The following is a 12,828-nucleotide window of genomic DNA, read 5'->3' as shown; positions in this document are numbered from 1 at the left end:
CTAAGCTCCTTTATTTGCCAAACGTCGCTTGGCATAACGAGACAGCATTCGCCACATCAACATGGTAAACGCAACGACCAACAACAGAGCCACGGCAACCATTAGCATTGGGCGATCAGAAAAGTGATACCACACAAGATCGAACAGTGGTAGTTGACCTACGTAATAGTAATCGCCTACTTGATGGCTAGTGATGTCATTCTGCGTGATGGCAACTGCAGAGCCACTTATAGAATCTGCTCGCGCATTCATTGCACCAAAGAGCAATGGCACCGACGCATCATTACGGGCCGACAAAACAGTAACGGTGCGCTGCTTAGTCAGTGGAGACTCGAAGCTTGCAATAGAGGCAAACTCACCGCGAGCTCGCACGTTGGCACTCATGGTTGCCTGGCGACCAGATAAATTCGCTATGCCCTGCGCTTGCGGCTTCTCTGAAACTGCAGTGGCTTCAATGAAACGCCCTGACTCACTAGAACTCACATGCGCTAAGGACGTCGATGTCAGTTTAAATTTGTCAGCGGCCTGCACGCCAAGAACCAAAATATCTTTATCAACCAAGCTCGCTTCATCCCACTCTTCCAACAAATCGAACTGATAGGCTGGGAGGCCTGTTTTTTTCGAGATTAAACCCACAGTATTCAGTAAAAGCTCGACCTCTTTGCTGCTTGGTTTCGGCGAAATCACAACAGATGTCTCTGATAAGTCGGCCATTCGTGAATATGGGAACCCAGAGCTCACAAAAGAGTGAGCGTTTGGCATTCGGATGTAGTGAGGAAACCCTGAGAAATCTAGCGTCGAGTCACCGTCTACCGCCGCATAGTAGATAGACGGACCCACCCCCTCACAGATCCCCGTTGACACGTTGGCTATCTGGAAATTAAACGCCAAGGTATTGTTCTCGGTGATTTTAAATCCTGGCAGTTGTGTTGATGAACGCGCACTAAACGACTCGCTGCCTAAGATAGGCACACGCCACGTATCTTGTTCACCCTCACTTTTGTTCTCATCCAGCGGAAACGCACGCACAAAACGGTCATTGACCGAGATATTTAGGCGCGACGTCTTACTGCCCTTCAGCGGTGGCGAATAGCGATAGCTCAGCTTCATCGGAACGGTATTCGCATTCCATGTAAACAAGTCAGGAGGCAGAGTGAAACTCACTCGAATCGGCGGTAACTCAACGCCTTGTGATTCTAATTGATAGTTCCCCTCGATAAGCTCCGAGAACTTCACGGGTCTGTCTGTCGGTAGCCAATTGGGCGCATCATAGGGTTTGCGAGGTGCAACCTTATTCACACTGTTAATATACGCCACTTCCCCCGACATCAGTTGGCTACCGGCAACAAGTCCTTTCGCTGCTAACGCTAACTGTTCTTCATTCTTACCAAGCACTAGCAGCAGCTTTTTACCCGGAGCGCTGGGGTGTGTCACCATCTGGATAGTCGGCTTAGTGATCTCTGGCAGATCCTTAATAAGCTCAGGGCGTTTGTCATTGGTCGCCAGCACGATAGCATGATGGTTCGGCGTCTCATCTTGGAATACAGGAAAGCTCACCTCTCGCCAATTTGCTTGGCTCGAAAAGTATGACGCCACCACTGACGCTGAGTGCAGGTTTTGTAAGCCAAAATCTGACGGCATTACGACTGGAATGCTCACATCTTTTAGATCACGAGCATCAAAAAATGGCGCTGGAAGCAAACTGAGTTCATTGGCGACTTCAATATCGCGAACATCTAGAGTAATACGGCTCGCTGAGCCCAGCTCCCACCACAATGCAGGATCGCTAGCGTCACTGCACTCTTCATCAATGCGACCAATTAGCTCAAATTTAATCTGGTTGTAGTTCTTAAAAAAACGTCCGTCTAGATCGATGACTTTGGTTAACTGCGGTGAGTCGCTTTGTGCGAAATCCACCACATCCATCAACTCTTCGTTGAGATAGACACGTAAATGAGAAACACGAGCACGCAACGCAGGAGATGGAGCAAACTCTAAATTCAGCGAGCCACCAGTGATGATCTGATCAAGTCGTGATCCAAAGCCTAGATAAGCAGTTCCGCCACTTCCTTTTATTGAGATCGATGACGGACCAGCTATTTCACTGAAGGTATAGCTCACTTGCTTGGTCGAGGTATCAACAAAATCGGCCCACACTGAGGTCGACAGCATAGATGCCGCACCTAGTAGTAACCCCGATAAAGCGTGAATCAGTTTCATTCTTTGTTCCTATACAATCCAGCGAGGGCGATAAGAGGCAACGCTTGCCACCATATCGAACCACTTAAATACGACCGTTTTAACCATAGCAGGGCTAAATTCAATCATTTTCTTGATGCCAATCGCACTCGCGTAAAGCATGCTTTTCAAACTCTCTAATGGTTTATCTTGCTCATACGCTTGCTGCCACTTTGACCATGTATCAGAGCGAGCAAATGTACATTGCACAAAGCGCTTCTCTTTCTCCATGGTCATTGGTAATAGCTCTGCACCAATGACGCCATCTCTACTGAAACGGACGACGCAGCGAAACGATTCTTTGATTCCGTAGCGCTCTAGGGCGACCAGAACTTCATCGCCATTTTGGATATTAATATTTGGGTCCACTTGCATTCCAAGACCGCTAAACGAAAAATCCTTTAATCTAGCAGGATAGTGATGACCCGATGTCGTCATAAACGAAACGGGATAGTCGACATCAATTCGATGCGCCATACGCACCTGCTTTTCTTCTGCAGCGACAGCCAGCGCCACACCGAGAACAATGAGGTTGTACATCACCCAAAACAGGTTGACTAAAACGGTGGTGGTATCCGTAAACTCGTAGTCAAACAATCGGAAGATTCCGACAGCAAATCCTGTCAAATTTAGCAATAACAAACCAATAATGGGCTTACTGATGTCCCAATCAAAAAAGCGCTTATCAATCAACCCGCCTTTAGCGGTCACATTGAAGCTACCTTTTCCGGGAGAAAACAAGGCAACCGTCGTCGGAATCGCAATGTACCAAGCTAATACCGTCTCATACACTTCACCCCAGAAAGAGTGTCGATACTGACCTTGTATCCGCGAATTCGCGACATTCGCGTGAAACATGTGCGGCAAGACAAACAGTACGATAGCCAGCGCTGGCGCATAAATGATGTAGGCATCCAATATCAAGAAAGCCAGTGGCGCGACCATAAAAATTAAACGCGGTATACCACTTAAAAAGTGCATCATGCCGTTAAGGTAACAAAGTCGCTGCTGCCAAGAAAGTCCCTTCCCAAACAATGGGTTATCCGTCCTAAAGATTTGAGCCATACCTCGGGCCCATCGAATACGCTGCCCGATATGTGCGGACAGACTGTCGGTTGCAAGACCGGCCGAAATAGGCTCTTTGAGATACGCACTGCGATAGCCCAAACGATGCATTTTGAGTGCTGTGTGCGCATCTTCCGTCACGGTTTCCACGGCAACACCACCCACTTCTTCAAGAGGGCCACGTCGCAAGATGGCACACGACCCGCAGAAAAAGGCGGCATCCCACATATCGTTACCATCTTGAATCAAACCATAGAACAAGTTGCCTTCATTTGGCAGTTGTCTAAAGCGCGATAGGTTGCGCTCAAATGGGTCCGGAGAAAAGAAGTGGTGTGGGGTCTGTACGAGTGCCAAGTTATCGTCTTTTAAGAACGCTCCCATAGTGACTTGGAAAAATGCACGTGTCGGTATGTGGTCACAATCAAATATTGCAACGTAGTCACCATGAGTGCGCTTGAGGGCATAGTTTAGATTGCCCGCTTTAGCGTGTTCATTGGTTGGTCGTCGGATATAGCCAACGCCAGCTTGTTCCGCAAATGCCTGAAAATCATCTCTTTTTCCGTCATCAAGGATATAGATATTGATTTTGTTTTTTGGCCAATCAATAGCCGTCGCTGCCAGAACGGTCGCACGAACAACTTCCAACTCTTCATTATAAGTGGGAATAAACAGGTCGATACTTGGCCAAGTGTTAGAGTCCTCAGGTAACGCTTCGGGCGTTCGATTCAAAGGCCAGATCGTTTGGAAATAGCTGAGAAGCAGGACCATCCAGGAGTAGGTTTCCGCCATGAGCAGTACTAGCCCTAATATCATGTCCAGGTCTTTATCCCAGTTGATAGTCGATGAATATCGCCACCAGAGATAGCGACACGACGCAATCAGTGACAAGATAATAAGCAACATATTAGGCAGACGCCCTTTGACGCCCCGAACTGAGGCTGCCACTACCGCGAGTACACTGACAAAAACAACCTGAGCAGTTATCGAGAAAGGCACAGTCAAACAAAGCGCGGTGAGAATCAATAGAACGGCATAAAGCAAACTATCTGGCACAAAATGGTTGGCACTGCGTTTTACTCCTCGCCCTTCAAGACTATCATCAATTTTTGTCACAAGTCGTACAGATAAGCGCCGGCATAGCCCAAAGAAACGAGCATTCACTGCTCTTATCGCATTAAAATGACGCGTCAGGGTCCAATCCTTCCATGTGAAGTCTTGCTTAATAACAGATAACCAAAGGATTTGTATACAGAGCCTAAGATTGTCGCCAAAACTAAATTGGTTCATATCTATCTGCGGAAAGTAGCGATCCCAATCGGATCGCGAGGGGATTTGGCGCGAGAAAGCGACCACAACTAAGAAGCAAAGCAGTGGCAACGTATGACGGTTTTTTAACGCCATTTCAGATACTTGAATAGACTCTGAAAACTGACGAAGCAGATCGAGTGAAATAAATCGAGCAACAAACATGTTTATGAGCGTAGCTGGTTCTTTTCTATCTGAGACAACAACACGGTTGCCAATTGCCTAAATTCAACCGCCGCATTTGAGCGCTTTGCCGCGGTCATCACATTACCAAGCATGGCAAAGGCTTCTTGAATAGCAATATCAAAATAAAGGTGGGCAGAAACTAATCGAGTGCCGAGTAACTCCTCTAGCACCAATGCCATGTCTCTGGACAGCGCAACATCATGACGACACTGGTTTAGGACGAAGTAAGTTGACGGCTTTGCAGCATCACGTTGCAAGGCACGATTGAGCAGTGTTACCGAGCTAGGTGTCGGGTTAATAACATTGAGCGTTAGGGATATACGCTCCTCAAACAAGATATCGGAAATGTCGTGGGGCGCAGAAACAATCACGATTTCAAACTTGTCTTGTGCCGCGCTCAAGATCTCAGCGAGTATGTCAGTGTATTCAAGCGACGTAAATGTGGCCGTTCCATGAGGCAGAAAGTAACTGCCTATGGGATCTTTCATAAGCGCGCTTTTCCAGCTCTCTTGACGCTTAATAGCGTCAGTCCAGCCAAAAACATGCTCGGTTGAATGACCGAACCAAGGTCCACTCAGATTCTTGGGATCGAGGTCAACCAGCAATACTTTATGCCCCAATACTGTATAGGCGGCCGCTAGATTGGCAGCAACACTACTTGCTCCCACCCCAGCATGAACACCTTTAACAAGTATCACTGACATTAGTGTTTACTCTCCTTCAAGTTGTGCTTCTGAGAATGCTTCAACTTGGTTGTCGTGCACGACCAATGTTTTACCCTTATCATCGGTTTGCACTGTGTGGTTTGATTGCAAAAAACTCCATTTACTTTGCGATGATTCTATTTCGTTCTTACGTTCCAAGTTCTGATAACCAGTAGCCGGAATCCCGTAGGAATTATAGATCTGCTCTACATCAGCGGTGTGTTTTTGCATTACCTTAAACGACTCTTACTAAGATAAGTTTGTTCTAAATTTGAGCGCATAGTACACTAATACTCAATCAATATCACTATGATGAATGGTAAATAGGCAAATGATTCAGCAAATCATATACATTAACTCTTGGGAGTCATTGGAAAATTTGTTGATACAAAGCGAAAGAATCCCGCTTTTTAAAGCGACAGCTGACCTATTCACCTCCCCATTCAGTAAGAAATTTCTGACAACTGATGGTAATTTGACCACCAAGAGTAGAGAGTTTATTAACCAAGAATTCGACCGAATCTTGCTACCAGACGTTGAACTATCTATCTCTGACTTTTTGTCTGATATCTCACGAATTCCTAATGATAAGAATGTTCATATCGTTATATTGCTCGATCTAAATGAAAGCGCAAAACTAGATGTTAAATTTGCGATCGAACAAGCAACAGTTAATTTCAAAAACATTACATTTCTGTTACTGAATATTAGTGATGATTGCGATGCGAACGAATTTCGTGAAAGTTTGCCGGGGAGTTCGATATTTCTTGGTGAGTTTAAAACGCATCAAAAACAATGTTTTTTAAAAGTTGCGCTTTATCGGGACGGTAACACTCGTATAGAGAACAAATTGTTTGTCTTGTCAAACGATGGGAAGTCTCGCCCTCAGCGAGGTACACTTCCAGTGCTAGTTTCATCCCAAGCCGCAAGTAGAGAGTTTCTAAAAATACACGGTTTCCATTCATTTGAGGCTCATGATTTCCCAAATTCAGTCCTAGAAACCAGCAGTGAAGCGGTTGTCGTTTTAGCTTGTCGTGGATTCGACGACATACGCCTCGTCGCTAAAACCATTCTCGACAATAAGAACTTATATGGAGACAGCATTCATTTCGTAGTTAAAGAGCTCTCCCCTTGTATTCGTTACAATGATTTTCATATGCTTATCACTGCGGGGGCGCAAAGCATCGTTGAGCACAACCGAAATGAAGCATCACTTTATGACCAAATTCGCCTAGCTTCTATCACTCAGATGGAGGCTAGCTACCTAAACGAACAAAGCTTATTTGAGCAATTTAAGAGTCCGGTCCGTGAAAGTGGCTTTGTAAGCTATAGTGAGTTTAAGTCGATTACACTCAATGCAATCGAGCTTTGTCAGAATACTCAGATAGAATATGCGCTGGTCGAGCTGATTCCCTATTCTTCGGTGCCACTCAATGAGGTGGTCTCGTATAGTAAGATGAAACGGAGAGGAGACATTGCTTGCCAAATCGATGGGCGTGTCTTGATCTTTTTCAGCTCGTTACGCCGGTATGAGATACACCAGGCTTTGCTCAATGTCTTCGCAGTCGCGCCAAGCGAGTTGTTCATCGACGAAATACAACTGACAACGGCAGAAACGATCATCGACCGACTATCCAACCTTCAGGCAATCGACTACCTTGATAAAAGTGAGACCGATACATTGGAGGCTGATACGGCTATACCGATGAGCCGTTATGCTAAACCTGTCGATTGGGATGACGTATGAACATTGAAGACTTTCTGATTGTTGCTGGCTTGTTTACCCTTGTTGGATTAGCCATCGGCATTGTTGCGCCTAGTGTGTTCCGGATAGTCGCTAGGCTTATTTCCCGACTCAGCAAGCGCCCAAAACACTTAAGAGAAACCAAACTTTAAACCATGCATAGTACTAAGCCCATTGTTTCCATTTCCCTAGGCTGGTGGACACTCTACTTTGCGCTGAAGCTGGCCTTATACGCCAGTGATACATTGAATTTTTCTCCTTTGTACAACTTCAGCTTGCTTTGCTTTATCGCGATCCCTCTTCGCTCTCGTTGGATCAACATAGCTAGACACAGTGTTGCCATCGTATTGGCACTGCTTTTACTCCATCATGACTCCTATTTACCACCAATAGAACGCTTGTTTAGCCAATGGGATCTTGTCAGTCAATTTGATAGCGCTTACCTTTTTGCTTTGGCAAAAGATTTTGTCTCGGTCGACTTTTTGTTGCTCGGCTTTGTCCTATTTGTGGCTTACCTTTATCTCAATCAGATCTTACGTCTATCGACATTCGTGGTCTTGGGTATGATCGTAGCGTCTATTCCAAGTTCGTTCTGGCAAGTCTCCTTCACGACCGCCTCTCCACTGGAAAAGACTGAAGTTCAGCCCGCAGGAATATCGCCAGAGACACCGCAAGTGGCGATAGATACTTCATCAGAGGGGCTCACCAACTACATTGGTCAGTTTTTCAATCAGCAAGCATCAAAAACCTCGACACTAACCAGTATTGATGCACTTGCAGAGCAGCCTAACTTCGACATTTTATTTCTCAGTGTTTGTTCACTGGCCTGGGACGATTTGGAGTTCTCTGGCAACATCGATCATCCGATATTTAAAGAGTTCGACATTCTATTTAAGAAGTTTAACTCTGCCACGTCGTATAGTGGCCCTGCCGTTTTGAGGATCTTGCGGGCTAACTGTGGTCAGCAATCTCACGCAGACCTGTTCAATGATAATCTCACTCAACAGTGCTCACTGTTCGATCAACTCGCTCGCCTTGGATTCAGAAAAGAGGTTTTCATGAACCACGATGGCAAGTTTGATGGTTTCAATAAACACATTGCCAACAACATCGGTAGCTTCTCACCGGCCGTCGATATAGAGACGATGTCGCCGTCGCAATACGCATTTGATGGCACCAAGATATACAGCGATGAACAGATTCTCTCGCAATGGGAGCAACTTTCACACGACAAACCGACAGTGAGCCTCTACAACACGATCAGCATTCACGATGGTAACCGCGTTGTTGGTCAATCTGGCTCTCGCTTGGTCACCTACAAACGCCAGCAGAAAATACTGCTGGATGAATTGTATGCCTTCTTCCAATCACTTAAAGAGAGCAAGCGAAACGTGGTTGTCGTATTGCTTCCGGAGCATGGCGCAGCCGTTCGCGGTGACCGTATGCAGATATCAGGAATGAGAGAAATTCCAACAAAAGCAATCACTAATGTGCCTGTTGGTATTAAGTTTTTTGGTAACGCGACTATTGACAACCGTGCTCAATTAGATGTCGAAGAACCCGTTAGCTTCTTAGCTCTTAGCGATCTTCTTGCCAATATCGTCACGAGTGACATGTACCAAGGTAAGTCGACATCACTTGCATCGCTTACCCAAGGTCTGCCGACAACACCAGTCATCTCTCAGAACTCAGGAACCACCATGCTCGAAGTAGATGGTAAGCAGTTCTATAGCTTTGACGATCAATCTTGGACTGAGTACAGACCCCGCAGTAATTAAACCGGCACGATTACGTTCCTTGCATAACAAGCATAAAAAAGAGCTCTATCTAGCGAGATAGAGCTCTTCTTCAATGACTTTGGTTTAATCTCAACTAAGAGCGCTTCCAGCGATTTCTGCGTCCAGGTTTGATCGTCGCCGCTTTCGCTTTAACTTCTGGCAGCAACTGAGTCTCAGCAGCGAAATAACGCCCCTGTCCCCCAGTAACGCCCAGATCTATCAATGTGTGCCACTCTTTCTTAGTTTCCACACCAACCGCAATCACCTTGGTTGGGGCATCACCGCATGCACCAACCATACTTCGCACGAAGAGCTGGTTTTCATCTCGCTGATCAATGCGTTTCACTAGGCTGCGATGCAATTTGAGGTAGTCGACTTTTAAATCCTTTATGTAGTGCGTGCTGACAATCGAACGTCCCGCTTGCCCAACGATCACGGTGCACCCGAGACCAGAAAGCATTTTGACCACAGGGCGAATATAGTCGAGATGCTGCACTAAGCGAGCCTCTGAGAATTCAAAGCTCAATTGCTTTCTGACGCCGACCGGTAGTTGCAGTAACTCATCTCTGAACCACTTGAAGTAGTTCTTGTTGGCAAACGGCACCACGTAGACATTAATCGAAACGGGTAACGTAATCTTGTCTTGCTTGATACTTCTAAATAGCTTGCCCAGTACTGCTCTATCAAAGTTTGCCTCATACCCGACTTGAAGCAGTGCCGAGTGGAATCGGGATGCCTTCACCGTTCCTCTCTCTGGATCATCGATTCTGGCAAACAGCTCCTTGTGAATCGTATTCAGCTCTTTGCCTTTCTCGTACAGATAACAGGGCTGAGCATAGATCAACAAATTCTCAGGCAACAAGGCTTTATCAAATAAGGTTCTCCAGCGGACACTACCACGCTCATCAAACGGCTGGGCTTGCTTTTGGAATCGGCTCCAGTTATTGACTCGCTGCAATTGAGCGCTCTTAAGGGCCGTTTCCGCCTCTTCCATGATACGTCCTCGACGCTCCCCTTCGGAGTACATACTCACCCCGATATGACACCAATTATCTTCATCAAGAGGCGCAGGTGGCGGTGCCTTCTCCATTTGGCGGATACACTGGCTCGCCAGATTCGCAACATCCTTACTGCTTTGGTGTGGAATAAAAATGGCAAAGTCTGCATCGTAGTAACGAGAGAATATGGCATCTGGGTATTTTTGAATCGATTGAGACAATACCTCGCCGACCTCAATCAAGAAGTCATCGGCAGCGGACTTACCTAACTTTTCCTGCGCCTGTTCCCAGTCCTCAATACGGAATAAGATGACACCACCCTGAGCGCCACTTTCTTGCAAAGCTGACTCTAGCTTGCTATCAAAAAGCATCCGATTGGCGCTGCCAGTCAATGGGTCGAGGAAGGTTTGAGTCCTAATGAAGGTATCAAATCGACTACGCTCTTGGCGTGCATCCTGAAGCTCTTCGATTAAGATATCCAGCGCTTCACTGGCGGTGTATGGCCACTCTCGCTCATCCCCTTTAGCGTATTGTTCAACACGCCCACCGAGGATCATACGCCCCCGCTCTTCGAGAAGCTCAGAACCGACTAACTGCTGCCGCAGCCATTTCACACCTTGCATTAAGCAAAATACAATCAAGCCAAATGCCAGCGTCACCGACCACATGGCTTCTATCGAATAGCGAACATCTAAATAAGGGGGTAAGGCGACAAATTCTACGCGGTAGCCTTCATTTCTCTCGAGTTCAAAGCTTTGCTTGTAGACAATGGTTCTGTCTATGGTTGGCGAAGTATTCTTATATCGGTAGACAATACCGGCTGATGAGAGCAGCTGCATCTCTATGATATTACTTGCCTGAAGCATTTTGGGCATCCAGCGCTGCATCATGTACGCTGCATCTGGGTCCTCAAGCTCTTTATCTATCACCTTAACAATCCCTGCTAAGTGGTGATTTAAATACTCTTGTCCCATTCGCTTAATCGACAAAGTGCCACCGACAAAGAGAATAAAAACCGCACTCATCACGATCACAGTGACAAAAGCGACTAAGCGCGTGCTCAGCTTGAGAGTGGGAGTTTGCCTCATAGGTTGTCAAAGTCCTTTTTGAACAGAGAAATAGCCAGCTATATTAATGTTTGTTATATCAAATTTAACCAAAACCTTTAAGTAACAGGCTATGGCAAGGTTCTAAGAAACACAAAAAAACCGCGATGATCATCGCGGCTTCTTATGTTCAATACCATCAGTGCTACACACTGATCTCACCAAACCTCGATTTAAAATGGGATGTCGTCGTCGAAATCCATTGGTGGTTCATTGTATTGTGGCTGCTGTTGAGCAGGTTTTTGCTGTGCTGGCTGCTGAACTGCAGGCTGCTGTGGCTGGCCCCAACCTTGTTGTTGTGGAGCTTGCTGCTGCATACCGCCTTGGTTCATACCACCCTGCATTGGAGCACCGCCGCCTTGACGGCCGCCTAGCATCTGCATAACACCGTTAAAGCCTTGAACCACAACCTCTGTTGTGTAGCGGTCTTGACCATTTTGGTCTTGCCACTTACGAGTCTGTAGTTGACCTTCGATGTACACTTGAGAACCTTTTCTCAAGTACTCGCCAGCCACTTCTGCCAGCTTGCCGAATAGTGCAACACGGTGCCACTCAGTTTTTTCGCGCTGTTCGCCAGTCGCCTTATCACGCCACGATTCAGAAGTCGCGATTGTAATATTCGCCACGGCACCGCCGTTTGGCATGTAACGAATTTCTGGGTCGTTACCTAAGTTACCCACTAGAATGACTTTGTTTACTCCACGGCTTGCCATGTTTTGCTCCGTAACCACAGTGTGTTTTAAAATAGCCTAGTAGGATACCACGAACCAACCAGACAGCAACAGCGCTTATGTGAACTATCCTACAATCCAGCACACGTGTCTGAATATAAGTCTAGCGTTGAAACTTCAGACCTTCTACAAGATGCGCCCACCTTATATACATATCAGTTACTTGATTTGCTTTAACTCTCTCCCATTTTACGTTGTAAACGCTGGAAGCCAAATTTTATAAACTTCAATATGCACGCTAGTTCAGTGGCAAAATTACTAATGATTATGAGAAAAAATAGCTATAAGCGAACCATACAACACGTCAGTTTTGGGAAAGATCCAGAAGTCACACAGCGCGTAAGTGAGCTGTCCAATCTATGCATCAACAGTATCGAAACCATTACTCCGAACGACTTGCTCAATGTCGCGTCGGGACCCAGAAATCGCATCCTTCTTTTTGATTATGAAGAATCGCTAGACCTATTCAAACAAGTGCTAAATCTCCCCCTTGCCAGCAAAAATTTTGAGACGATTCTCATCAACGTTCCTCACAGGTTAACCACTGAAGAGATTCTCAAATATGGTCACATCAAAGGGCTTTTCTACACCCATGAGGATGCAGGTAAGATTACCTATGGGTTTGGCGAGATCATCAATGGAAAAAACTGGTTACCGCGAGACGTGGCGAGCCAACTTATACACCATTATCGCTATGTCGTTTCAGCGAATACCTCTACCACAGTGGTAGATTTAACCTCACGAGAGATAGAAATATTACGCTGCTTGCAATCAGGTGCGAGTAATCTCGAAATCTCAGAAGATTTATACATAACGGAGTCGACGGTAAAGTCTCATTTGTATCAAGTTTTTAGAAAGCTATCGGTCAAAAACAGGCTCCAAGCTATTGCCTGGGCAAACCAACACTTGCTGTCATAAGCAACCTTTCTTCTACAAAAATCAGACCCATTACTCTTTATTTTACAAGCATCTT

10 protein-coding genes are annotated in these 12,828 nt (G+C 46.0%); 4 read left to right on the top strand and 6 right to left on the bottom strand.

The window, feature by feature from the left end; all coding sequences use genetic code 11:
* The 4 genes from bcsB to LY387_RS02285 are packed head-to-tail and all read right to left on the bottom strand — an operon-like array spanning position 1 to position 5,729.
* Entirely contained in the window at positions 1 to 2,220 is a 2,220-nt protein-coding gene (gene bcsB / locus LY387_RS02300) for a cellulose biosynthesis cyclic di-GMP-binding regulatory protein BcsB (protein ID WP_234495181.1), read from the bottom strand.
* A 9-nt stretch (positions 2,221 to 2,229) separates the two neighbouring features.
* Positions 2,230 to 4,773, bottom strand: coding sequence for a UDP-forming cellulose synthase catalytic subunit (bcsA, locus tag LY387_RS02295; RefSeq protein ID WP_234495180.1), 2,544 nt, complete (start codon positions 4,771 to 4,773; stop codon positions 2,230 to 2,232).
* A 2-nt stretch (positions 4,774 to 4,775) separates the two neighbouring features.
* Positions 4,776 to 5,498, bottom strand: coding sequence for a cellulose synthase operon protein YhjQ/BcsQ (locus LY387_RS02290; protein ID WP_234495179.1), 723 nt, complete (start codon positions 5,496 to 5,498; stop codon positions 4,776 to 4,778).
* A 6-nt stretch (positions 5,499 to 5,504) separates the two neighbouring features.
* A complete protein-coding gene (locus LY387_RS02285) occupies positions 5,505 to 5,729 on the bottom strand; it encodes a hypothetical protein (protein WP_234495178.1) in 225 nt (74 codons plus the stop codon).
* A gap of 100 nt (positions 5,730 to 5,829) precedes the next feature.
* Here LY387_RS02285 and LY387_RS02280 point away from each other — a divergent pair, with 100 nt between their 5' ends.
* From LY387_RS02280 to bcsG, 3 genes are read left to right on the top strand one after another with little or no spacing between them, the layout of a single operon-like run.
* Positions 5,830 to 7,245, top strand: coding sequence for a BcsE family c-di-GMP-binding protein (locus LY387_RS02280; RefSeq protein WP_234495177.1), 1,416 nt, complete (start codon positions 5,830 to 5,832; stop codon positions 7,243 to 7,245).
* Positions 7,242 to 7,394: a hypothetical protein gene (locus LY387_RS02275; RefSeq protein ID WP_234495176.1), complete on the top strand. Its 153-nt coding sequence runs from the start codon at positions 7,242 to 7,244 to the stop codon at positions 7,392 to 7,394. Before LY387_RS02280 ends, LY387_RS02275 begins: the two co-directional genes overlap by 4 nt.
* Before the next feature lie 3 nt (positions 7,395 to 7,397).
* Positions 7,398 to 9,020, top strand: coding sequence for a cellulose biosynthesis protein BcsG (gene bcsG / locus LY387_RS02270; RefSeq protein WP_234495175.1), 1,623 nt, complete (start codon positions 7,398 to 7,400; stop codon positions 9,018 to 9,020).
* Between the two features lie 94 nt (positions 9,021 to 9,114).
* On the opposite strand, the gene csrD is transcribed toward bcsG, so the two are convergent.
* Positions 9,115 to 11,106, bottom strand: coding sequence for an RNase E specificity factor CsrD (gene csrD / locus LY387_RS02265; protein ID WP_234495174.1), 1,992 nt, complete (start codon positions 11,104 to 11,106; stop codon positions 9,115 to 9,117).
* 191 nt (positions 11,107 to 11,297) lie between these two features.
* A complete protein-coding gene (locus tag LY387_RS02260; protein WP_042473381.1) occupies positions 11,298 to 11,837 on the bottom strand; it encodes a single-stranded DNA-binding protein in 540 nt (179 codons plus the stop codon).
* 285 nt (positions 11,838 to 12,122) lie between these two features.
* Between LY387_RS02260 and LY387_RS02255 the strand changes: the two genes are divergently transcribed.
* Positions 12,123 to 12,773, top strand: coding sequence for a LuxR C-terminal-related transcriptional regulator (locus LY387_RS02255; protein ID WP_419153433.1), 651 nt, complete (start codon positions 12,123 to 12,125; stop codon positions 12,771 to 12,773).
* The last annotated feature ends 55 nt before the right edge of the window (positions 12,774 to 12,828 follow it).

It is taken from the genome of Vibrio maritimus (assembly GCF_021441885.1).
In the GTDB taxonomy this organism is placed as follows: Bacteria; Pseudomonadota; Gammaproteobacteria; order Enterobacterales; family Vibrionaceae; genus Vibrio; species Vibrio maritimus_B.
Note: the sequence above shows the minus strand (reverse complement) of the source record. Positions and strands in the feature narration are given on the sequence as shown.

Coding starts and splice junctions, on each gene's coding strand:
- LY387_RS02290 (WP_234495179.1), bottom strand. CDS start 5,498: ATGTCAGTGATACTTGTTAAAGGTGTTCATGCTGGGGTGGGAGCAAGT.
- LY387_RS02260 (WP_042473381.1), bottom strand. CDS start 11,837: ATGGCAAGCCGTGGAGTAAACAAAGTCATTCTAGTGGGTAACTTAGGT.
- LY387_RS02285 (WP_234495178.1), bottom strand. CDS start 5,729: ATGCAAAAACACACCGCTGATGTAGAGCAGATCTATAATTCCTACGGG.
- bcsA (WP_234495180.1), bottom strand. CDS start 4,773: ATGTTTGTTGCTCGATTTATTTCACTCGATCTGCTTCGTCAGTTTTCA.
- LY387_RS02255 (WP_419153433.1), top strand. CDS start 12,123: ATGAGAAAAAATAGCTATAAGCGAACCATACAACACGTCAGTTTTGGG.
- LY387_RS02275 (WP_234495176.1), top strand. CDS start 7,242: ATGAACATTGAAGACTTTCTGATTGTTGCTGGCTTGTTTACCCTTGTT.
- bcsG (WP_234495175.1), top strand. CDS start 7,398: ATGCATAGTACTAAGCCCATTGTTTCCATTTCCCTAGGCTGGTGGACA.
- csrD (WP_234495174.1), bottom strand. CDS start 11,106: ATGAGGCAAACTCCCACTCTCAAGCTGAGCACGCGCTTAGTCGCTTTT.
- LY387_RS02280 (WP_234495177.1), top strand. CDS start 5,830: ATGATTCAGCAAATCATATACATTAACTCTTGGGAGTCATTGGAAAAT.
- bcsB (WP_234495181.1), bottom strand. CDS start 2,220: ATGAAACTGATTCACGCTTTATCGGGGTTACTACTAGGTGCGGCATCT.